General features: G+C 71.5%; 23 protein-coding genes. 15 read left to right on the top strand and 8 right to left on the bottom strand.

What is annotated here, in order from left to right; translation table 11 throughout:
• Positions 1-29: 29 nt before the first annotated feature.
• The gene (locus tag P1V51_00760) at positions 30-644 is read left to right on the top strand and encodes a GNAT family N-acetyltransferase (GenBank protein ID MDF1561537.1); all 615 of its coding nucleotides are present in this window, start codon (positions 30-32) and stop codon (positions 642-644) included.
• On the opposite strand, the gene P1V51_00755 is transcribed toward P1V51_00760, so the two are convergent.
• The 3 genes from P1V51_00755 to hemA form a co-directional block, all read right to left on the bottom strand.
• Positions 641-898, bottom strand: a complete 258-nt coding sequence (locus tag P1V51_00755) for a Flp family type IVb pilin (GenBank protein ID MDF1561536.1) — start codon at positions 896-898, stop codon at positions 641-643. The genes P1V51_00760 and P1V51_00755 overlap by 4 nt on opposite strands.
• A gap of 102 nt (positions 899-1,000) precedes the next feature.
• A complete protein-coding gene (locus tag P1V51_00750; protein MDF1561535.1) occupies positions 1,001-1,942 on the bottom strand; it encodes an alpha/beta fold hydrolase in 942 nt (313 codons plus the stop codon).
• Positions 1,943-1,950: 8 nt separating this feature from the next.
• Complete coding sequence (hemA, locus tag P1V51_00745; protein ID MDF1561534.1) at positions 1,951-3,177, bottom strand: 5-aminolevulinate synthase; 1,227 nt, start codon at positions 3,175-3,177, stop codon at positions 1,951-1,953.
• A gap of 302 nt (positions 3,178-3,479) precedes the next feature.
• On the opposite strand from hemA, the gene P1V51_00740 reads away from it, so the two are divergent.
• Positions 3,480-4,847 (top strand): hypothetical protein, encoded by a 1,368-nt coding sequence (locus tag P1V51_00740; GenBank protein ID MDF1561533.1) that lies wholly within the window; start codon positions 3,480-3,482, stop codon positions 4,845-4,847.
• 167 nt (positions 4,848-5,014) lie between these two features.
• Entirely contained in the window at positions 5,015-5,689 is a 675-nt protein-coding gene (locus P1V51_00735; protein ID MDF1561532.1) for a hypothetical protein, read from the top strand.
• 3 nt (positions 5,690-5,692) lie between these two features.
• Here P1V51_00735 and P1V51_00730 read toward each other — a convergent pair whose 3' ends face one another.
• Positions 5,693-6,724 (bottom strand): alcohol dehydrogenase catalytic domain-containing protein, encoded by a 1,032-nt coding sequence (locus tag P1V51_00730; GenBank protein ID MDF1561531.1) that lies wholly within the window; start codon positions 6,722-6,724, stop codon positions 5,693-5,695.
• A gap of 47 nt (positions 6,725-6,771) precedes the next feature.
• Between P1V51_00730 and P1V51_00725 the strand changes: the two genes are divergently transcribed.
• The 6 genes from P1V51_00725 (at position 6,772) to P1V51_00700 (ending at position 11,435) form a co-directional block, all read left to right on the top strand.
• Positions 6,772-7,251, top strand: coding sequence for a putative molybdenum carrier protein (locus P1V51_00725; protein MDF1561530.1), 480 nt, complete (start codon positions 6,772-6,774; stop codon positions 7,249-7,251).
• Positions 7,252-7,260: 9 nt separating this feature from the next.
• Positions 7,261-7,716: a hypothetical protein gene (locus P1V51_00720; protein ID MDF1561529.1), complete on the top strand. Its 456-nt coding sequence runs from the start codon at positions 7,261-7,263 to the stop codon at positions 7,714-7,716.
• 81 nt (positions 7,717-7,797) lie between these two features.
• Positions 7,798-9,315: a hypothetical protein gene (locus P1V51_00715; GenBank protein ID MDF1561528.1), complete on the top strand. Its 1,518-nt coding sequence runs from the start codon at positions 7,798-7,800 to the stop codon at positions 9,313-9,315.
• Positions 9,316-9,323: 8 nt separating this feature from the next.
• A complete protein-coding gene (locus P1V51_00710) occupies positions 9,324-9,788 on the top strand; it encodes a hypothetical protein (GenBank protein MDF1561527.1) in 465 nt (154 codons plus the stop codon).
• 53 nt (positions 9,789-9,841) lie between these two features.
• Positions 9,842-10,339: a cyclic nucleotide-binding domain-containing protein gene (locus P1V51_00705; GenBank protein MDF1561526.1), complete on the top strand. Its 498-nt coding sequence runs from the start codon at positions 9,842-9,844 to the stop codon at positions 10,337-10,339.
• A 16-nt stretch (positions 10,340-10,355) separates the two neighbouring features.
• Complete coding sequence (locus P1V51_00700) at positions 10,356-11,435, top strand: PilT/PilU family type 4a pilus ATPase (GenBank protein MDF1561525.1); 1,080 nt, start codon at positions 10,356-10,358, stop codon at positions 11,433-11,435.
• A 2-nt stretch (positions 11,436-11,437) separates the two neighbouring features.
• Here P1V51_00700 and P1V51_00695 read toward each other — a convergent pair whose 3' ends face one another.
• On the bottom strand, positions 11,438-11,995 hold the full coding sequence (locus P1V51_00695; GenBank protein MDF1561524.1) for a hypothetical protein: 558 nt from the start codon (positions 11,993-11,995) through the stop codon (positions 11,438-11,440).
• A gap of 44 nt (positions 11,996-12,039) precedes the next feature.
• Positions 12,040-12,336 (bottom strand): hypothetical protein, encoded by a 297-nt coding sequence (locus P1V51_00690; GenBank protein MDF1561523.1) that lies wholly within the window; start codon positions 12,334-12,336, stop codon positions 12,040-12,042.
• Between the two features lie 192 nt (positions 12,337-12,528).
• Between P1V51_00690 and P1V51_00685 the strand changes: the two genes are divergently transcribed.
• Genes P1V51_00685 through P1V51_00675 form a run of 3 tightly spaced genes read left to right on the top strand, consistent with a single transcriptional unit; the run spans position 12,529 to position 14,589 of the window.
• Positions 12,529-13,341, top strand: a complete 813-nt coding sequence (locus P1V51_00685; GenBank protein ID MDF1561522.1) for a lysophospholipid acyltransferase family protein — start codon at positions 12,529-12,531, stop codon at positions 13,339-13,341.
• Positions 13,338-13,907, top strand: a complete 570-nt coding sequence (locus P1V51_00680) for a hypothetical protein (protein MDF1561521.1) — start codon at positions 13,338-13,340, stop codon at positions 13,905-13,907. Before P1V51_00685 ends, P1V51_00680 begins: the two co-directional genes overlap by 4 nt.
• Before the next feature lie 58 nt (positions 13,908-13,965).
• A complete protein-coding gene (locus tag P1V51_00675; protein ID MDF1561520.1) occupies positions 13,966-14,589 on the top strand; it encodes a class I SAM-dependent methyltransferase in 624 nt (207 codons plus the stop codon).
• Here P1V51_00675 and P1V51_00670 read toward each other — a convergent pair.
• Together P1V51_00670 and P1V51_00665 are read right to left on the bottom strand one after the other, a co-directional pair.
• Entirely contained in the window at positions 14,586-15,257 is a 672-nt protein-coding gene (locus P1V51_00670; protein ID MDF1561519.1) for a YceI family protein, read from the bottom strand. The genes P1V51_00675 and P1V51_00670 overlap by 4 nt on opposite strands.
• A 61-nt stretch (positions 15,258-15,318) precedes the next feature.
• Complete coding sequence (locus tag P1V51_00665; GenBank protein ID MDF1561518.1) at positions 15,319-16,515, bottom strand: tetratricopeptide repeat protein; 1,197 nt, start codon at positions 16,513-16,515, stop codon at positions 15,319-15,321.
• 151 nt (positions 16,516-16,666) lie between these two features.
• Between P1V51_00665 and P1V51_00660 the strand changes: the two genes are divergently transcribed.
• Genes P1V51_00660 through P1V51_00650 form a run of 3 tightly spaced genes read left to right on the top strand, consistent with a single transcriptional unit; the run spans position 16,667 to position 19,270 of the window.
• Positions 16,667-17,041, top strand: coding sequence for a rhodanese-like domain-containing protein (locus P1V51_00660; GenBank protein ID MDF1561517.1), 375 nt, complete (start codon positions 16,667-16,669; stop codon positions 17,039-17,041).
• A gap of 24 nt (positions 17,042-17,065) precedes the next feature.
• Positions 17,066-17,977 carry an MBL fold metallo-hydrolase gene (locus tag P1V51_00655; GenBank protein MDF1561516.1) on the top strand — a complete coding sequence of 304 codons (912 nt, stop codon included), beginning with the start codon at positions 17,066-17,068 and terminating at the stop codon, positions 17,975-17,977.
• A gap of 15 nt (positions 17,978-17,992) precedes the next feature.
• Positions 17,993-19,270, top strand: a complete 1,278-nt coding sequence (locus P1V51_00650) for a SulP family inorganic anion transporter (GenBank protein MDF1561515.1) — start codon at positions 17,993-17,995, stop codon at positions 19,268-19,270.
• Positions 19,271-19,294: the final 24 nt, after the last annotated feature.

The following is a 19,294-nucleotide window of genomic DNA, read 5'->3' as shown; positions in this document are numbered from 1 at the left end:
TCGGTCGGCCCTCTGCTAGGTTCGCACCCATGGGGGCTCCCGAGATCATCCCGGCCACCGCGGCCGACCGGGGACGCCTGGGAGGTCTGCTCTCGGACGCCTTCGCCGAGGACCCCCTGGTCCTCTGGACCTGCCGGAAGGACGCGAAGCGGGACGAGGGTCGCCTGGCCCTCTACACCGCCGGCTTCGACGAGTACCTGATCCGGGGGATCGCGCAGACGACTCCCGAGAAGACGGTCTGCGCCCTCTGGGCGCCGCCGGGCGCGGCCCACCTGGGTCTGCGCGGGGTGCTCTCCTATCTGCCGGTGGTCAGCAGGTACGGCGGACCCCTGCGGGTGCCCTACCTCACGGCGGTGCAGCTGCGCCTGGAGCGCCACCACCCCCGTGAGCCCCACTACTACCTCTACGTGCTCGGGGTCGCCCCGGAAGCGCAGGGGCAGGGGCTGGGCAGCGCGATGCTCGAGCACATGCACGCCCGGATCGACGCCGAGGGGATGCCCGCCTACCTCGAGACCTCGACACCCAGGAACCTGCCGCTCTACGAGCGGCACGGCTACCGGGTGCGAGAGGAGGTCGTGCTGGGCCGGGGGGCTCCCCCCACCTGGCTGATGTGGCGGGAGCCGCGGCCCTCTGCGGGCGCCTAGGCGCCGTTGCCCTCGGAGAAGTTCTTGAGGTTCTGGTGGACCTCGTACTTCGCGCCGTCCTCCCGGGTGTTCACCGAGCGGTTCTCGTTGCCGGCGATGCCGTCGCCGGCGGCGGCGAAGAGGGCGCGGACGTTGTCGCCGAAGAGGCTGACGACGCCGATGCTGGCGATGCCGATCAGGGAGACGATGATGATGTACTCGGTCATGCCCTGGCCCGACTCGTCGCGGAGGCTCTTGCGGATCTTCGTGAACATGGGGTGCTCCTTGGTTGGGGTTCGTCAGGGAAGCGCGCCCCCCCGGCGAAAGGTTCACCCCGATCGCATCGGTCGAACGACCGATGCGTGGGCGGACACCCCCTAGTCGCCCGCCGCGAGCGAGGCGAGGAAGGCCCGGTAGTGCCGGGCCGTCTCCTCGGGCCGCTCCATCATCGGGGAGTGGCCGCACTTCTCCATGATCACCACGGTCTCGTTCGGCAGGCCGTCGGCGAAGACCTGCACCGCCGAGGGGTCGGTGATGCGGTCGCCGTCGCCCCAGAGGACGAGGGTGGGGGCGCTGATCTTCGGGAGGTCGGGCTGGAGGTCCACGTAGCTCGCCAGGTAGTCCTCCAGCAGGCGCGCGTTCAGCGCATCCCGGGCTCGCCGCTGCTCGAAGAAGTAGCGCTTCGCCGGGCCGGGCATCATCGGGGGGTCGACGAAGGTCAGGGCCATCAGGCGGTCGACGTCCTCGAGCTCCTGCATCTCGAAGGGGTTCTTCCCCTCCTCGCCCAGGCGCATGGCCTCGCTCTTCACCGGCGAGCGGACGCCGGCGGCGTCGAAGAGGGCCAGGCTCATCACCTGCTCGGGGTGCTCGAGGGCGAAGAGGCCGATGGTGTGGCCGCCCATCGAGTTGCCCACCAGGTGGGCGCGCTCCACGCCCACGGCCGCGAGGAAGCTCGCCAGGGCGGCGGCGTGGGTGCGGATGTCGTAGGGGCGGCCCGGGAGCTCGGGGCTCTCGCCGAAGGGCGGCAGGTCCAGGGCGTAGAGGTGGTGATCCTCGGCGAGGTAGCGGGCGAAGGCGTACCAGTTGCTCTTGTCGCCCGAGAAGCCGTGGACCATCACCACCACCGGTCCCTCGGCGTCGCCGCCCTCGACGTAGGCGATCGGCTGTCCGTCGATCTCGAGGCGCTTCGCCGCGAGCTCGGCCTTCTTCATCTGCCGGGCGAAGTGCCCCTCGACCATGTTGCGGCCGAGGTTGGCGCAGCCCGAGCTGACGAGGAGAGCGAGGAGGAGGGGGCGAAGGAGCAGGGAGACCGGGCGCATGGGCAACCTCAGGCGGCGGAGCTCTCCGCACCGGAGAGGGGCAGGCCCAGCTCCTTCCAGACCGCCACCATGGCGCGCTCGAGGCTGCCCATCATCTGCTCGTCGTGGTTCGGCGAGGGGGTGAAGCGAAGGCGCTCGGTGCCCTTGGGCACCGTCGGGTAGTTGATCGGCTGGACGTAGTGGCCGCGCTCCTCGAGGAGGTCGCTGGCCCGGCGGCAGAGCACCGGATCGCCCACCTTCACCGGGACGATGTGGCTCTGGTTCACCATCACCGGCAGGCCGGCGGAGAGGAGGCGGTCGGAGAGGGCCCGGGCCCGCTCCTGGTGCTTCTCCCGGATCTCCGGGTGCGCCTTCACCCAGGCCACGCTGGCCCGGCAGGCCGCGGCCACCGGCGGGGGCAGGGCGGTGGAGAAGATGAAGCCCGGCCCGAAGGAGCGGACGAAGTCGACCATCTTGCGGCTGCCCGCGACGTAGCCGCCGATGACGCCGAAGCCCTTGGCCATGGTGCCCTGGATGACGTCCACCCGGTCCATCAGGCCCTCGCGCTCGCAGACGCCGCCGCCCCGCTCACCGTAGAGGCCCACCGCGTGGACCTCGTCGATGTAGGAGAGGGCGCCGTGCCGCTCGCAGACCTCGAGGATGTCGGCGATGGGGGCGATGTCGCCGTCCATCGAGTAGACCGACTCGAAGGCGACGATCTTCGGCGTGCCCTCGGGCAGGGCCTTCAAGATCAGCTCCAGGTGGTCGACGTCGTTGTGGCGGAAGACGACCTTGTCGCAGCGGCCCGCCCGGATGCCCTCGATCATCGAGTTGTGGTTCCAGGCGTCCGAGACGATCACCGCTCCGGGGAGCTTGGCGCCGAGGGTGCACAGGGCGGTGAGGTTCGCCACCCAGCCCGAGGTCAGGACCAGGGCGGCCTCCTTCTGATGGAGGTCGGCGAGCTCCTGCTCGAGCAGCACGATCTCGTGGTGGGTGCCCCCGATGTTGCGGGTGCCACCGGCGCCGGCGCCGTAGCGCTCGGTCGCGTCCACCATCGCCGCGAGGACCTCCGGGTGTTGGGCCATGCCCAGGTAGTCGTTGCTGCACCAGACGACGATCTCGTCCACCGAGTCGCCGTGGTGGGCCTTCGCCCGGGGGAACTCCCCGGCCATCCGCTCCAGATCCGCGAAGATCCGGTAGTTGCCCTCGTCCTGGAGCTGCTCGATCTGCTCGCCGAAGAACTTCTCGTAGTCCACCGATGTACCCGCATGTTGTCCGGACCCTCGCGGGGCCGGGGTTGAGATCGTGCGCTGCTGCTCCCGGGCAGCTCGAAGTTACGACTTTTCCGCAATCCTGCCGCACCTTGTCAATGCGCCACGTCGAGGCGGCGGCCGGCCGGGGGTTGAGGCGTGGGGACCCCGCCTTCGGGGGGAGGAGGCCCCGGACCCCCCGGCCCGACCGGGAGGGCCAAGGTCCTGGAATCACGGCCTCGCATGCGAGCAAGGGGAGTGGATCCAACCTTGCAAGCACCTCCGGGGTGGGAACCCAGGAGGCAGAGATGACGACGAAGACTGGCGATCGGTGGCAGCAGGACGTGAGAGCGAACCCCTCCCTCTCTCCGCGCTTCCTCCTGCCCCTCGTCATCTCTCTCCTGGTCCCCTCCTTCCTGCTGACCCCCGGCTGCGGCGGCGGCGAGGTGACGATCGAGAGCGGAGGGCAGCGCCTCTCCAGCGCCGGTGACATCGCGGGGGGCGGCGCCTCCTCCGACGGGGGCGGCGAGCCCGGCGGCGGCAACGACCTCCCGGGGGGCGGGGATCCCGGCGGCGGCGACGACCTCTGTGAGCCCGAGCCGGGCGGTGAGCACTGCAGCAACGGGCTCGACGAGGACTGCGACGGCGCGATCGACTGCGAGGATCCCGACTGCAACGGCGCCGCGGCCTGCGCGGTCTGCCAGGACCTCGGCGCCGAGTACTGCGCCAACGGCAGCGACGACGACTGCGATGGCCTTCTGGACTGTGACGACCCCGACTGCGCCGCGGATCCGAGCTGCGCCGTCTGCGAGGACAAGCTGACCTGCGAGGCGAACGACAGCAAGGGCAACTGCAACGGCCACCTGGGCGACGACTTCCAGGCCTGCCTGGCCGCCGGCAACTCGGGGGGCTGCTCCCAGGCCTGGCTCGAGGCCTGGTGCTCGCGCCGGGTCGATCCCTCGCCCACCCGCTGGGAGACCATGATCCGCGACTGGGTCACCAGCCGCTGCGAGGGGCAGGTGCTCACCCGCCTGCACCAGGACCGCTACACCGAGTACTACTGCGTCGACAGCTCCGGCTGTGAGACCCACGGCTGCACCACCCCCCTGGTCGTCGTCTTCGGGCGCGGCGAGCGGGTGAGCTTCCTCCCCGACGACGGGGAGAGCCGCTTCGACCTGGCGGCGCCCGGCCGGACGCCCGTGCTGCGCACCGACTGGCCCTCGGCGGTCACCCCCTGGCTGGCCCTCGATCGGGATGGCGACGGGGCGATCACCTCCGGGCAGGAGCTCTTCGGCTCGGCGGTGCTGATCGACGGCCGGCCGGCGGCGAACGGCTTCGAGGCCCTCGCGGCCCTCGACGCCAACGGCGACGGGCAGATCGACCGGCGGGATCCGGCCTTCTACCGCCTGCTGCTCTGGGCCGACGCCAACGGCGATCGCCGGAGCCAGCCCGCCGAGCTGCGCAGCCTGCGCTCGGCCGGGCTGCTCTCCCTGGCCCTGAGCCACCAGAGCCAGCCGCGCTGCGACGAGCGGGGCAACTGCGAGGTCGAGCGCGCCAGCCTGCGCTTCCGCGACCTGGCGGGCGTCGAACGCGAGGGCGCGGTGGTGGACGTGCGGCTGAAGGAGCACCGGGTCCTCTTCGAGGAGGCCCTGGCCATGGCGCCCCTCTGCCGCTAGGGGGGGTCCCCGAGGGGGGGGCCGGGATCGGAGCGTCCACGTCCTGATCGATCCAGGCGATCGATCAGAGTATGGACGGCTCCGGTCTCGTATTTTCAGGCACTTGGGATGGCACGAGGGTTGCTCTCTGACGCGCCGAGTCGAAACCCTCGGTCCAGGAGCTCCCCATGCGCCTCGCTCTCTCGTCTCTCGCCCTCGCCCTCTTCCTCACCGCCTGCGGCTCGGCCGGCACCTTCGAGTCCGGCGCCTCGGTCGGCCGCGCCGCCATCCTCGATGGCGACGAGGAGGCCTACATCGCCTCGCTCTCCGAGTACGAGCGCAAGGGCACGGTCTGGCTGGTCAACTCCGCGCTCACCACCGTGCAGGTCCTCGACGTGGACTGCGGCCTGCAGAGCGACGCCGCCAAGCACATCATCCGCGAGAAGCTCCGGCGCAACGGCGTCTTCGACACCCTCGAGCAGATCGCCGACGTGAACAACGTGGGCGTCTACAACCTCTCCCGCCTGACCGACTGCGCCTACGACAAGGGCTGGATCCAGCCCGACACGACCACCCTCTACGAGAGCTACGCCGCCCTGCCGACCTACCTGCAGGAGGCGGTCGACGGCCTCATCGTCCTCGCCGAGGAGTCCAGGGTCTGCGACCCCTCCTCGGGCTGGGGCTGCTACTCCGCGGACTTCCGCTTCTACTGGGCCGAGGTCACCGGGCACGGCACCGTGGTCACCGAGGCCAGCGTGCAGGTGGGCCGGGTCATCGATCCCGAGGGCGGCATCACCGAGACGGTGACCTACACCCTCGACTCCGACCTCGAGGTCGTCGACGCCTGGTGGGACGCTGGCTGATTCCTAGCCGGAGACCCTCAGCACGAGCGCGCCGCGCGTTGGCTTCTCCTTGAGGGCCAGCAGCGCGGCGTTCGCGTCTTCGAGGGCGTAGACCTCGGTCTTGGGCTGGATGCCCGCGGCGGCGGCCACCGAGAGGAAGTCCCGCACGTCGGCGCGGGTGACGTTGGCCACGGTCTTGAGCTCCTTCTCCAGCCAGAGGTGGCGGGGGTAGTCGAGCTCGAGGAGGGCCGCCTTGTCCGCGGCCTCCTTGCGGATGGCGTTCACCACCAGCCGGCCGCCGGGCTGCAGGTGGGCGAGGGCCGCCACCACCGGCGTCCAGGCGGGGGTGGTGTCGATGATGGCCCGCAGCTTCACCGGCGGGGCCTCCTGGGTGTCGCCCGACCAGGTCGCGCCCAGGGAGCGGGCGAAGTCGCGCACCACCGGATCCCGGGCGAAGACGTAGATCTCGGTGGAGGGGTAGAGGTAGCGGGCGAGCTTGAGGACGAGGTGACCGGAGGCGCCGAAGCCCGTCAGCCCCAGCCGGTCTCCGTCGGCGAGATCGCAGAGGGCCAGCGAGCGGTGGCCGATCGCGCCGGCGCAGAGGAGGGGCGCGGCGGCCTCGTCGGAGAGCTGGGAGGGCAGGGCGTGGGTGAAGTCGGCGGGGACGACCAGCTTCTCGGCGTAGCCGCCGGGGGCGTCGCGCCCGGTGGCCTGGAAGGTGGCGCAGAGGTTCTCCTCGCCGCGCCGGCAGTGCTCGCAGGCGCCGCAGGCCGAGTGGATCCAGGCGACCCCGAGGCGCTCCCCCTCGGCGACGCCCCGCACCCCCGCTCCGAGGGCATCGACGGTGCCGACCACCTGGTGGCCGAGGGTCGCCGGGAAGCGGGGGAGCTTCAGGCGCCCCTCGATCTCGTCGAGCTCGGTGTGGCAGACCCCGCAGACCCGGACCCGGAGCCGGACCTCACCGGGGCCCGGCTCGGGCTCGGGCAGCTCCACGAGCCTCAGGGGCTCGCGGTCCTGGCGCAGATCGACCACGCCCTCGAGCACCATCGCCTTCATCGTGCGACCACCTCCTTCTCCTCACCCCCTACGGTAGTCTCTGGGGCGTGAGCGTCGAGAAGATCATCTCCGGCGGGCAGACGGGCGCCGACCGGGGTGGCCTGGACGCCGCCCTCTTCCTCGGTCTCTCCCACGGCGGCGCCTGCCCCGCCGGCCGCCGCGCCGAGGACGGGCGGATCCCCGAGCGGTACCACCTCGAGGAGACCCCGGAGCGCGACTACGCGGTCCGCACCGAGAGGAACGTGCTGGCCGCCGACGCCACCGTGCTCTTCACCTACGGGGAGCCCACCGGCGGCTCGGCCCTGACCGCCTCGCTGACCCGCCGTCACGGCCGGCCGCTCCTCCACGTCGACCTCTCCCGGAACGACGAGCGCTGGGCCGGGCGCTTCATCGACTTCTGCGCCGAGCACGGGGTGCGGGTGCTGAACGTCGCCGGCAGCCGGGAGAGCGGCGCTCCCGGGCTGCAGCGGCGGGTGCAGTTCTTCCTGGTGGCCGCCCTCGGCGGACGCCTGGGCGCATCGGGCTAGAATGGGACCATGCGAAACCTCGTCGTTCCCGCTCTCCTGCTCACGATCTTCTCCCTGCCCGCCTGCGGCGGCTCGCTGCCCTCGGGTTGGGAGGAGGCCACCCGCATCGACGGCCTGGTCCAGGCCGAGTGCGCCGGTGATCCCTACCAGGGCACCCACGACGAGCGCCTGGAGGCGGCGGTGGGCGGCGGCGGCATCCAGGTCGAGTACAAGGAGGCCCACTTCCGCTGCGAGCAGGAGGTGGAGGCCTTCGAGCGGCGCGCGGGTCAGAGTATCGACCTGCTGGTCCAGCCCCGGGATCTGACCCCGAAGGCCGTCGCCGGCTGCGACTGCCTCTACGACATCAGCTTCAGCCTGGTGGACGTCGCGGGGGAGACCACCCTCACCCTCTACCGGCGCTGGGACGATCTCAACGATCCCAACGAGCCGGTCCTCATCGGCTCGGCGACCCTGACCGTGCCCTGAAGCGTGGCCGGGCCCGGCCGGGCTGATAGACTGTCCGGATACTCTCGTGGGCCGGCGGCGCCGGCCAAAGAAGGAGTCCCCATGCGGCTCGCGTCGGTCCTCGCTCTCGCCCTCCTCGCACCCCTCGCCCTCTCCGTGGGCTGCCCGGGGGAGAACCCCGAGGGCCCTCACGCCCTGCCGCCGCTGGGCGACGGGAAGACCGACAACTACGTCTCGGACACCGCCCGCGAGTACGTCCTCTCCGGCGAGGCCCACGCCACCTTGCCGGCGGACTACGCCACCCAGACGCCCGAGGAGCAGACGGCCACCCTCGAGCGCCTGGTCGCCGCGCGCCTGGGTACCGTCGGCCGGGCGGTGAAGAGCCACATCCAGCAGGTGGAGCGCGACGCCAACGCCGAGCTCCCCGAGGGGGCCAACGAGTTCTTCACCTACTTCAAGCGCAACAACGCCAGCGCGGAGGCCGCCACGGTGGTGGACGCCACCCGGGCGGTCTTCCCCTTCGAGATGGAGTTCATCGGGCACAACCTCCTGATGAGCAAGGTCGCCCCCGAGTCCAACGATCCGCGCACCTTCGTGGTCGAGGTGAAGGACTGGGGTGAGGCGACCGGCGAGCAGGTGACCGTCACCATCGCCGGCTCGGAGAGCCGCGACGCCTTCCCCAAGTACGACGAGCTCTTCGCCGACGGGATCTTCGACATCGCGATCCACTTCGGCGGCGACTACAACACCGAGCGCTACGACCTCGAGACCGCGAAGTGGACGGTCGAGTACCTCCTGGAGGGGGGCTGGACCCACCCGAGCGCCACCAGCCTCGAGAGCCTCACCCTCGAGTCCGAGCCCTTCACCCGGACCCTGAAGGTCGAGGGCAAGGAGGTGGCCGTGAACGTCTACGTCTACACCGCCGAGATGGACGGGGGTGGCGATCAGGGCGTCCTCTCCCAGGCCATGGCCGCCTCCTTCGCCGCCCGGGACATCGTCGTCTACTCGGGCCACGCCGGTGAGGGCGCCGGCTTCCTGCTGGACTACCACCCGCGCTACGAGCTGCGGGCCAGCGCCTTCGCCGACCTGCCGCTGGCGAGCAAGTACCAGATCTTCATCTTCGACGGCTGCAACTCCTACCGCTCCTACGTCGACGACATGATGAAGAACCCCGCGAAGACCTTCGACAACGTCGACATGGTCACCACGGTGAACACCACCCCCTTCTCGGCCGGCTACCAGTTGATCCACGAGCTGCTCTTCTGGTTCACCATCACCGAGGAGGACGGCACCCACTACCCCCTCTCCTGGCTGACCCTCCTGCGGGGCGTGAACAAGGACTTCTGGGATGTCCACTACGGGGTCCACGGCATCGATCAGGATCCCCAGCTGAACCCCAACGGCGGGCAGACGATGATGTGCTCGGGCTGCGAGACCGACGCCGACTGCGGCGCCGGCGGCAACTACTGCCTCGCCTACTCGGAGGGGGCGGCCTGCGGGGTGGCCTGCACCACGGACGCCGCCTGTGGTCAGGGCTACCGCTGCGCCCGGCTCTGGGACGATCCGGAGCTCTTCTACCTGCCCAAGCAGTGCATCCGGCGGGATCAGGTCTGCGAGTAGGGGGGAGAATGCGCCGGCGCCTCTTCCTCCTCCCCTCGCTGGTCCTCGCGCTCGCCGCCTGCGGCGCACCGGAGGACGACGACGGGACGGCCTTCACCGTCGCCGATCAGGTCTTGAGCGGGGAGATCGCCGGGCAGCCCTGGACCTTCGTCCAGGGGAGCACCAACGCCTTCCTCTCCGACGCCGAGGGCTGGTTCTCCAAGCTCCACGCCGCCCCCTACACCTCCTGTGACGAGTTCACCGAGCCGGACCCGCCCTACATGCTCGTGAACGTCCCCACGACCCTCGGGGAGCACCTCTACGGGCTGCACCTGAACGCGACCTTCGTGACCGAGCCCGGGGTGAACATGATCGGCACCACCGGCGGGATCATCGTCACCGAGATCACCGAGACCACCGTGACCGCCGGCCTGAAGACCTCCTACGAGGGTCACCACGCCGAGGGCTTCTTCACCGTCGACCTCTGCCCCTGAAGCTGGATCCACGGGAGCGGTTCGGGCCATGATGCCGGCCTCGGAGGTGAGCCGTGGACAATGCACTCGGTGAGGTGGAGGGGGTGGAGCTGCTCCAGAAGCTCCGCATCTTCTCGCAGCTGAACTTCGACGAGACCACCCGCCTGGGGGAGATCGCCGCGCACCGCGACGTGCCCGCCGGGGAGGTCGTGATCGAGCGGGGCGCCCTGGGGGATGCCCTCTACGTGATCATCGAGGGCGAGGTCCTGGTCACCCGCGGCGAGGACACCGACGGGGACGGCGACGACGAGGAGCTCGGCCGCCTCGGCCCCGGGCAGATCTTCGGCGAGATGGCCCTGGTCGACGACATGCTCACCAGCGCCCGGGTGCGGGTGACGAGGGACGCCCGCCTGCTGGTGATGGAGCGGGACGCCTTCGAGAAGGTGCTGGCCGCGGACGACACCCTGGCCCGGAAGATCTACCGGGGCTTCTGCCAGACGCTCGCCGAGCGGCTGCGGAAGACCAACGACGAGCTCACGGCCGCGAAGGCCTTCGAGCTCGGGATGCGCTAGGCGAGAGGAGAGCACGATGGAGCTCGAGAGTTTCAACCGCTTCCTGGGCGCCTCGGTGAACACCGGCGCGTCGGACATCCACTTCAAGGTCGGCGCGTCGCCCGCGCTGCGAGTGAACGGAGAGCTCCTCGCCGTGAAGGTCCCCGCCCTCTCGGCCGAGGACACCCAGCGGGTCGCCGGGCACATCCTGAGCCGCTCCCGCTACAAGGGCAGCCTCGAGGAGCTCACCGAGCACGACGCCTCCTACGCCCTGCCGGGGGTGGCGCGCTTCCGGGCCAGCATCTTCCGGAGCGAGGGCAACCTCGGGATCATCCTGCGGGCCATCCCCTACGACGTCCCGAGCTTCGCCAGCCTCAACCTCCCGGCGGTGCTCGAGAAGGTGGCCCAGACCGAGCGGGGCCTGGTGCTGGTCACCGGCGTCACCGGCTCGGGCAAGTCCAGCACCCTGGCGGCCATCGTGGGCTACATCAACGCCCACGAGCGCAAGCACGTCCTCACCATCGAGGACCCCATCGAGTTCTTCCACGAGGACAAGCTCTCCCGGGTGACCCAGCGGGAGATCGGCCCCGACACGCCCTCCTTCGCGGCGGCGCTCAAGGCCTCGCTGCGCCAGGACCCCGACGTGATCATGCTCGGTGAGATGCGCGACATCGAGACCATCGAGATCGCGCTGAAGGCCGCCGAGACCGGCCACCTGGTCCTCTCCACGGTGCACACCCAGGACGCGGTCCGCACCATCAACCGCCTGCTCGGGGCCTATCCCCCCGAGGCCCATCACGGCGTGCGCGCCCGGCTGGCCGACGCCCTCAAGTCGACCGTCTCCCAGCGCCTGCTACCGCCGGCCCAGGGGTCGGGCCGGGTGGTGGCCTGCGAGGTGATGCTCACCACCCGCTCGATCCAGGAGTTCATCCGGGACGAGGAGCGCACCGGCGAGATCAAGGACTACCTGGAGAAGAACCGGGGCCTGCTCGGCACCCAGTCCTTCGATCAGCACCTGGCGGAGCTGCTCTCCCAGGGGAAGGTCACCCTGGATGTCGCCAAGGAGGCGGCCACCAACCCCAGCGACCTGGAGCGGGCGGTCAACTTCACCACCTGATTCTAGCCAGCGGCCGGCTCGGGCAGCTCGGGCGCGGCCGGCGGCGGTGCGCCCATCAGCGTGCGCAGGGCGAAGGCGAGGATCGCCGCCACGCCCCAGCCGAGGCCCACCACCACCCCGGCGTCGATGATGCCGCGCCAGGGCTGAGGGGTCAGGCGCACCAGCACGATCAGGAGGATCACCCCGGTGGTGATCGACCAGGAGACGATCTTCCGGCGGCGGGGGGCGTGGAAGAGGGCCATGCAGAAGAAGGGGGCCAGCAGCGCGTGGAGGAGGCGAGGGTCGCGGGCGAGGTGAGCCGCCCGGCTCACCACCCGGGGGGCGAAGGCCTTCTGGAAGCCCTTGTAGCCCTCCGAGTAGGCCATCAGGACGACGCTCAGGGCGTAGAGGAGGCCGTGCCACCAGAGAAGCTCCCCCGTCCGGATCGGCTCCCAGGCCAGGGGGGCCAGGCGAACGATCGCGCTGGTGCAGAGCAGCACGACCCCCGCCACGCCCCAGAGGGCGGCGATGCGGCCGGGGAGGGTGGCGCGCTTCATGGTGCTGATCTCGTGGGTGCTCACGGCGCGTGGCACCCTACCCCAAAAGGCCCGGTCCTTGGCGCGGTCTAGCTCAGCTGAGCGACGATCTTGCGGGAGTAGACGTAGGCGCTCCCCTCTTCCGCCTTCACCTGCTGGTAGAAGTCGCAGGCCATGCAGTTGGAGAGCTTGATGGCGTAGGAGCCCTGCACCTGGCCGCCGCAGAGGGTGCCGGTGACCGCCCAGCAGGCCCGCCCACCGTTCTTGCCGCTGTTGATCCCGTCGGTCCGCTTCTCGGTCGCGGCCGGGCAGACGCCCAGCTCCGAGCTCTTCTTGCCTCCCGGCTCCCTGCCACAGGAGGTCGATTCCCAGCAGTTCTTCTTCATCTGTGTTCCCCTGATGTTGACGTCTCTTCCGTCGGCGGCGCCCCGCCGTCGACGATCCCGCTCCTTCCAGCCAGGAGCGGACCCAAATCTATTGTAGTTGTAAAATTCCTGCATGAATGTCAGGTGGTCCTGACGAGTTCCCGGGGCCGCCCCCTGGACCTGGCACCCGTTCTGCGCCGAGAGTGTGCTGCCGTGCCCCGCTTCGACATCGACAGCCTGGACAACCGGGACGAGCGCTGGCTCGAGCGCTTCGTGCGGATCGTGGAGGGGGTGCTCGAGCCCTACTACCGGGCCGAGGTCAGCGGCCTGGAGCGGATCCCCCCGGGGGCGGCCCTCTACGTGGGAAACCACAACGGCGGCCTGATGATCCCCGAGGCCTTCCTCTTCGGGGCGGCCGTCTACCGCGAGCTGGGGCTGGCCGGGATGCCCTACGGCCTCGGCCACGAGTTCGCGATCTCCCTGCCCGTGCTCAACGAGATCACCGCCCCCCTGGGCGCGGTGCGGGCGAGCCACGAGAACGGCCTGCGCCTCTTCGAGGCCGGCCACAAGGTGCTGGTCTACCCGGGCGGCGACTACGAGGCCATGCGCCCCTACCGGGATCGGGATCGGATCGTCTTCGGCGGCCGGCGCGGCTACGTCCGCCTGGCCCTGCGCGGGGGTGTGCCCCTGGTGCCGGTGGTGGCCGCGGGCGCGCACGCCACCTTCCGGGTGCTCACCGACGGCCGCCGGTTGGCGCGCCTGCTGCGGGCCGACCGCCTGCTGCGGGTGAAGGTCTGGCCGATCACCCTCTGCCTGCCCTGGGGCGTGGTCGTGGGGCCGCAGCTCCTCTACCTGCCCTGGCCCTCGAAGATCCTGATCGAGGTCCTCGAGCCCATCCACTTCGATCGGCAGGGGGAGGAGGCCGCCGCGGACGAGGCCTACGTCGAGCGCTGCGCCCGGCAGGTCGAGAGCATCATGCAGGTGGCCCTCACCCGCCTGGCCCACGAGCGAGAGCGGCGAAGGTGAGGCGAGCTCTCCACCTCCTGACCCTGGTCGGCCTGCTCGGCGCCACGCAGGCCCGGGCCGAGGACGGCCTCCTGGGCTGGGGTCTGCGCGTCGAGCTGGGGGTCGGCCCGGTGGAGGCCGTGGGGCCCGGGGGGGCGGCCGTGGGGGTCGTCCAGCACCTGGGCTTCCAGCTCGGCCTCGCTCCGGCCTGGGCGCTGCGCCTCGAGGGGAGCCTCTCCCGCGGCATCGAGGAGGGGAAGGCGAGCTGGGCGCAGGCCGCCGTCGCGGTGGTGGGGATGTATCGCTTCCTCGACGATCGGGCGCCTCTTCGCCCGGCCCTGGGCGCGGGCCTGCGGATCGGCGCGCTGGTGGCGAGCCGGGAGCTCCTGGGCCTGCCGGCCTCCACCGACCCCAACGACCGCTCCTCGGCGGGCTTCCCGGTCTCCCCGCTCCTCGCCGGCTCGCTCGAGTGGCGGATCGGCAAGGCGCTGGGGCTCCTGCTGGTGATCGACGGGGCCTGGGTCTCCTTCCCCGAGGGTGCGGTGTGGCATCTCTCCGAGCGGCTCGTCCTCGCCCTTCGCTTCTGATGGACCTCGATCGGACATGGTAGGATTCCCCGGTCGAGTCCACAGAGAGGCGGAGCGGATGGGCTTTCACGTCGACGAGCTGCCTTCGGGGCTGCAGCTCTGCAAGGACGGCGAGCGCGGCGGCGCGATGCTGCGGCCCCAGGATCTGAAGCGGCGGCTACAGCAGGGCAAGAAGCTGCTGCTGGCCCGGGCCTGCAAGGCGGCGCCCGGCATCACCGTCCTCGACGCCACCGCGGGCTTCGGCCTCGACGGTCTCACCCTCGCGGCGCTGGGCTGCTCGGTGACCCTCTGCGAGCGGCACCCGCTGGTCTTCGAGATCCTCGTGGACGGCCTCCGGCGCCTCGGCCCGGCGCCCGACGCCCCGGGAGAGGTGGAGGCGGTCCGCGCCGAGGCGCGACTGATCCTGGAGCAGGAGGGCCTCTACGACGTCATCTACCTCGACCCGATCTTCCCCGAGCGCAGCAAGAAGGCCCTGCCCAACAAGCGCGCCCGCTACCTGGCCGAGCTGGTGGGGCACGACGAGTCGCCCCACGAGGAGCTCGTCCGGCTGGCACTCGCGCGGGCCCGGGAGCGGGTGGTGGTCAAGCGCCGCCTGCACGACCCCGAGGCGGGCCCCGACGGCCGCAAGCCGGACTTCGTGCTCGCCGGGAAGTCCGTGCGCTTCGACGTCTACCGGCCCTAGAGCGTCGACTCGAAGGCGAGCTTCACGACCACGGCGTTGCGGATGAGGTCGTCGGCCGCGCCCTCGTAGGCGACGCCCCAGTCGAAGCGCTCGAGGGTGAACTCGCTCTTGAAGGTGTAGCCGTCCTCGCGCACCGAGATCTCGGCGGGGAAGGAGAGCTTCTTCGTCACGCCCCGCAGGGTGAGCTCGCCGACGACCGTCGCCTTCCCCTCCGAGGGGAGGATGGGCTCGGTGGTCCGGAAGGTCGCGGTGGGGTGCTCGGAGACCAGGAAGAAGTCGCCGCTCTGCAGGTGGCGGGTGAGGCCTCCCGAGTCGCTCGTCACCGAGGCCATGTCGATGACCACCTCGAAGGCGTAGCTGCCGCTCCCGGGATCGTGCTGGATCCAGCCGTGGAAGCGCTCGAAGCCGCCCAGGTGCGAGCCGGTCACCTTGCTGCCGACCCACTGGATCGTGCCGGCGCGCTGATCGAAGGCGACGGCCCCCTCGGGGATCGCCGCGGCCGCGGCCGCGGGGGCGGGTGCGCCGGTGGTGGCGGGCGCCGCGGGAGGCGTGGCCGAGGCGGCGGCCTCGGTCTTCGCCGCGGGCTTGCCCTCGGCGGGATCGTTGCAGGCGGTGAGGCTCGTGGCGAGCAGCAGGGCGAGGGCGAGGGCGGGTCGGCGCGCGGTCATGGGGTCACCTCCGGATCGAGAGTCGAGAGGTAGAGGGTGTTCCCCGCGGGCCAGGACGCAATCAGCGCGGCTTCTTCCGGCTCTTCGTCGCGGCCATCCCGAGCTTCGCCTCGAGGTTGTCGGGCTCGAGCTCGAGGGCGGCCCGGAAGTGGGCGCGGGCCTCCCGGGGCATCCCCAGCTCGGCGGCCGCCTTGCCCTGCCCCACGTGGAGGAGGGAGAGCTGCTGCCGGAGGCGCCCTCGCAGCGCGCCCCCGGGGGAGATCGTCTCGATGGTCTGCTCGGCCCGGGTGAGGTCCTCGATGGCCTCGTCCGCCTCACCCCGGCGCAGGGCGGTCATCCCGCTCTGGAAGTCGGGCAGGAACTCGGCGACGGCGACGCTCAGGCGGCTGGCCTCCTGCCGGGCGCCCGCGTTCGAGCCGTGGTTGCCGACGTCCCAGAGGAACTTGCGGGCCTCTTCGAAGCGCTCGCCGTCGAAGGCGCGCAGCGCCAGCGCGATGCCCGGCTCGGTGCGGGCCGCCGAGCTCCCCGGCGGGGGCGCCGCCGGCGCCGGGGGCAGCGCCTCGAACCGATCGACGATCGCCTGCAGGTCGACGAGGACGAGGGAGCTCTTCTCGCCGAAGGCCGGGGCGAAGCTCAGGCCCCGCCGGGCGAGCTCCTCCGCGCTCTCGGGGTCACGCTCGAAGCTGCGGTGGGCGGCGTCCCGGAGCTGGCGCAGCTCCGCCTCCAGCCTCGGGTGGAGCGCCTCGACGAGCTGTGAGGCGCGGGGGTGCTCGTCGGCGAGCGCCCGGACGTGCCGGAGGACCTCCAGCCGGGAGGGCTCCTCCATCTTCCCGAGCCCCTCCGCCAGGGAGGAGAGGGCGGCGAGGTCGCGCTGGCTCTCCTCGTGGAGCTTGCTCGCCTCCGGCACCTCGGCGAGCAGGTGGCGCGCCCGCGCAAGGTCGCCCTCGCGCAGGGCCTCGGGGACCGACTCGAGGAGGCCGAGGGTGAGGAGCTCGCGTTCGCAGGTGAGCAGGCCCTCTCTCGCCTCCTCCGCCAGGGTGGCCTCGGGGCTGGCCGCCGCCCGCAGGAGGGGGGGCTGAGCCGCGTCGTAGTCGCCCGCCTCGAGGAGCCGCAGGCCCGCCTGGAGGTCCTCGAGGCCGGCGGGCGGCGGCGGCTCCGCGGCCGCCACCTCGGGCGGGGACGCCTCGCGGCGCTCCACCAGTGAGCCGGCGGCCATGAAGAACAGGACCACGGTGAGGATGGCGAGGGTCCACTTCATCTGCGCAAACCAGGGTAGCACGGGCCTCCGCCCCCTAGATTTTCCCGAGGGCCACCCGGGAAAATGCCGGCTGGTGAATCCTCGGGGGCCGGCGCAGGCTCTTGTCTGTTGAGAATCAATCTCCATTTGGAGCCTTGGAGGAGAGAGCCGGATGCTCTTCGATTTCCAGAGACGGATGGGTGGAGCCAGCGACCTCGACGGAGTGCCCCGGGTGATGGGAGGGATCTCCCAGACCGGCCCTGGATGGCTGGCCGGGCAGCTCGAGAAGCCCGACCACGGCCTGCGGGTCATCGACGTGCGGGAGCCCTACGAGTACGAGGCCGGGCACATCGAAGGCGCCGAGCTGGTGCCCCTGGGGAGCCTGATCCAGGCCGCCTCCACCTGGGACCGCGACCCGCCCCTGGTGATGGTCTGCCGCTCCGGCGCCCGCTCGGCCCGGGCGACGATGGCCCTCATGCAGATGGGCTTCGCGACCGTCCACAACCTCCAGGGCGGGATGATCGGCTGGAGCCGGATCGCCCCCTGATCTTCGAAGGCAGGAGCCGCTCCCATGCAGATCGAGACCTTCCACGACGAGGCCACCTCCACCTTCACCTACGTGGTGTTCGAGCCCGAGAGCGGTGACGCCGTGGTGATCGATCCGGTCCTCGCGCTCGACACGGTCGAGTCGCGGGTCAGCGCCGGGCCGGTGGAGAAGGTGGCGGCCTTCCTCGAGGCCGAGGGGCTGAAGCTCCACCTGATCCTCGAGACCCACGCCCACGCCGATCACCTCTCCGGGGCGCAGGAGCTCAAGGCCCGCTTCCCCGGGGCCCGCCTGGCCATCGGCCGCCGGATCACCGAGGTGCAGCAGGTCTTCCAGAAGGTCTTCGAGCTGCCCGCGGACTTCGCCACCGACGGCAGCCAGTTCGATCTCCTCCTCGAGGACGGTGAGGTGGTCGAGGCCGGGAAGCTCGCCTTCGAGGTCATCTCGACGCCGGGCCACACCCCGGCCTGCGTCACCTACCTCTTCGAGGACGCGATCTTCACCGGCGACGCCCTCTTCATGCCCGACATGGGGACCGGCCGCTGCGACTTCCCCGGGGGGAGCGCCGAGGACCTCTACGACTCGATCACCGGGCGCCTCTACGCGCTGCCGGACGAGACTCGGGTCTTCGTCGGGCACGACTACCAGCCCGGCGGCCGGGAGCTCGCCTGGGAGACGACCCTCGCCGCTCAGAAGGCCTCGAACGTCCAGCTGCCGGCCTCCCGCTCGCGAGCGGACTTCGTCGCCTTCCGCAGCCAGCGGGACGCGGGCCTCTCCTCGCCCCGGCTGCTCTTCCAGAGCGTGCAGGTGAACGTCGGCGGCGGCCGGCTGCTGCGCTACTTCAAGATCCCGGTCAACGTCTTCCGGCCGGAGCCCGCCCCGAAGGGCGCCGAGGCCACCTCGCTGCGCGAGGAGCCGATCTCCGAGGCGCGCCCCTAGGGGCAGCGATCCCTAGTGCTCGTCCCCCCTTGGCTGAAGGGCTATCGCCGCGAGGACCTGCCCGGGGACCTCAGCGCCGGGCTCACCACGGCGGTGCTGCTCATCCCCCAGGGGATGGCCTACGCCATGCTGGCGGGGCTGCCCCCGGTGGTCGGGCTCTACGCCTCCACCGCGCCGCTCTTCCTCTACGCCCTGGTCGGCAGCTCCCGGCAGCTGGCCGTCGGGCCGGCGGCGATGATCGCCCTGATGGTGGGGACGGCGGTGGGCGGCCTCTCCCCCGAGCCCGCGGGCCGTGTCCCCGCCGCGGTGCTCCTCGCCGCGCTGGTGGGGATCGTGATGCTGGGGATGGCGGCCCTGCGCCTGGATCGCCTCACCCGGGTCCTCACCCACCCGGTGCTGGTGGGCTTCACCGGAGCGGCGGCCCTGATCATCGGCGCCAGCCAGCTCCGGCACCTCCTCGGCGTGGAGCTGCCCCGCACCCACGCCCTCCACCAGGTCCTCGGGGCGGTGATCGCCCGCCTCGACCAGGTCCACGGCCTCACGGCGGTCCTGGGCGCCGGCAGCGTGGCCCTCCTGCTCGTCCTGGAGCGGACCTTCCGGCGGCTGCCCCGCGCCCTCCTCGTGATGGCGCTGGCCACCCTCGGGGTCCTCCTCCTCGGGCCCGCCGCCGAGGGGATCGCCGTGGTGGGGGAGGTGCCCGCGGGCCTCCCCGCCGTGGCGCTGCCCACCCTCACCGGGCTCCCCCTGGGCTCGCTGGGCGGCGCGGCCCTGGCCATCGCCCTGGTGGCCTACGTCGAGTCGATCTCGGTGGCGCGGGCCTTCGCCCGACGCAGCGGCCACGAGATCGATCCGCGCCGGGAGCTCCTCGGGCTCTCCCTGGCGAACCTCGGCGGCTCCCTGGTCGGCGCCTTCCCCGTGACCGGAGGCTTCGGCCGCACGGCGGTGAACGCCCAGGCTGGCGCGAAGAGCCCGGTGGCCTCCCTGGTCAGCGGCGTCGTGCTGCTCGCGACCCTCCTCTTCCTGACCCCGCTCTTCGAGCACCTGCCGAGGGCCGTCCTCGCGGCGATCATCGTGGTGGCGGTGAGCAAGCTCTTCGATCACGCCGAGCTGCGCCGCCTCTACCGGGAGGCGAGGGGCGAGTTCGCGGAGGCGGCCCTCACCTTCGCCGGCACCCTCGCCCTCGGCATCGAGGCCGGCCTGGCGGTGGGGGTGATCTTCGCCCTGGGCCGGCGCGCCTGGCTGGCGCAGCGCCGCGCGCCCCTGGGGGAGGCCGTGGCGCTCCGCCGGAGGTAGAGTCGAGGGAGACCCTCTCCCCTC

The sequence above is a fragment of the Deltaproteobacteria bacterium genome (assembly GCA_029210625.1).
Classification (GTDB): domain Bacteria; phylum Myxococcota; class Myxococcia; order SLRQ01; family SLRQ01; genus JARGFU01.
Note: the sequence above shows the minus strand (reverse complement) of the source record. Positions and strands in the feature narration are given on the sequence as shown.

What these genes read in the sequence shown, in the direction of transcription:
- P1V51_00750 (MDF1561535.1), bottom strand. Translation starts at nt 1,942, where the DNA reads ATGCGCCCGGTCTCCCTGCTCCTTCGCCCCCTCCTCCTCGCTCTCCTC.
- P1V51_00660 (MDF1561517.1), top strand. Translation starts at nt 16,667, where the DNA reads ATGCTCTTCGATTTCCAGAGACGGATGGGTGGAGCCAGCGACCTCGAC.
- P1V51_00665 (MDF1561518.1), bottom strand. Translation starts at nt 16,515, where the DNA reads ATGAAGTGGACCCTCGCCATCCTCACCGTGGTCCTGTTCTTCATGGCC.
- P1V51_00755 (MDF1561536.1), bottom strand. Translation starts at nt 898, where the DNA reads ATGTTCACGAAGATCCGCAAGAGCCTCCGCGACGAGTCGGGCCAGGGC.
- P1V51_00670 (MDF1561519.1), bottom strand. Translation starts at nt 15,257, where the DNA reads ATGACCGCGCGCCGACCCGCCCTCGCCCTCGCCCTGCTGCTCGCCACG.
- P1V51_00735 (MDF1561532.1), top strand. Translation starts at nt 5,015, where the DNA reads ATGCGCCTCGCTCTCTCGTCTCTCGCCCTCGCCCTCTTCCTCACCGCC.
- P1V51_00700 (MDF1561525.1), top strand. Translation starts at nt 10,356, where the DNA reads ATGGAGCTCGAGAGTTTCAACCGCTTCCTGGGCGCCTCGGTGAACACC.
- P1V51_00655 (MDF1561516.1), top strand. Translation starts at nt 17,066, where the DNA reads ATGCAGATCGAGACCTTCCACGACGAGGCCACCTCCACCTTCACCTAC.
- P1V51_00720 (MDF1561529.1), top strand. Translation starts at nt 7,261, where the DNA reads ATGCGAAACCTCGTCGTTCCCGCTCTCCTGCTCACGATCTTCTCCCTG.
- P1V51_00715 (MDF1561528.1), top strand. Translation starts at nt 7,798, where the DNA reads ATGCGGCTCGCGTCGGTCCTCGCTCTCGCCCTCCTCGCACCCCTCGCC.
- P1V51_00760 (MDF1561537.1), top strand. Translation starts at nt 30, where the DNA reads ATGGGGGCTCCCGAGATCATCCCGGCCACCGCGGCCGACCGGGGACGC.
- P1V51_00675 (MDF1561520.1), top strand. Translation starts at nt 13,966, where the DNA reads ATGGGCTTTCACGTCGACGAGCTGCCTTCGGGGCTGCAGCTCTGCAAG.
- P1V51_00710 (MDF1561527.1), top strand. Translation starts at nt 9,324, where the DNA reads ATGCGCCGGCGCCTCTTCCTCCTCCCCTCGCTGGTCCTCGCGCTCGCC.
- P1V51_00730 (MDF1561531.1), bottom strand. Translation starts at nt 6,724, where the DNA reads ATGAAGGCGATGGTGCTCGAGGGCGTGGTCGATCTGCGCCAGGACCGC.
- P1V51_00690 (MDF1561523.1), bottom strand. Translation starts at nt 12,336, where the DNA reads ATGAAGAAGAACTGCTGGGAATCGACCTCCTGTGGCAGGGAGCCGGGA.
- P1V51_00740 (MDF1561533.1), top strand. Translation starts at nt 3,480, where the DNA reads ATGACGACGAAGACTGGCGATCGGTGGCAGCAGGACGTGAGAGCGAAC.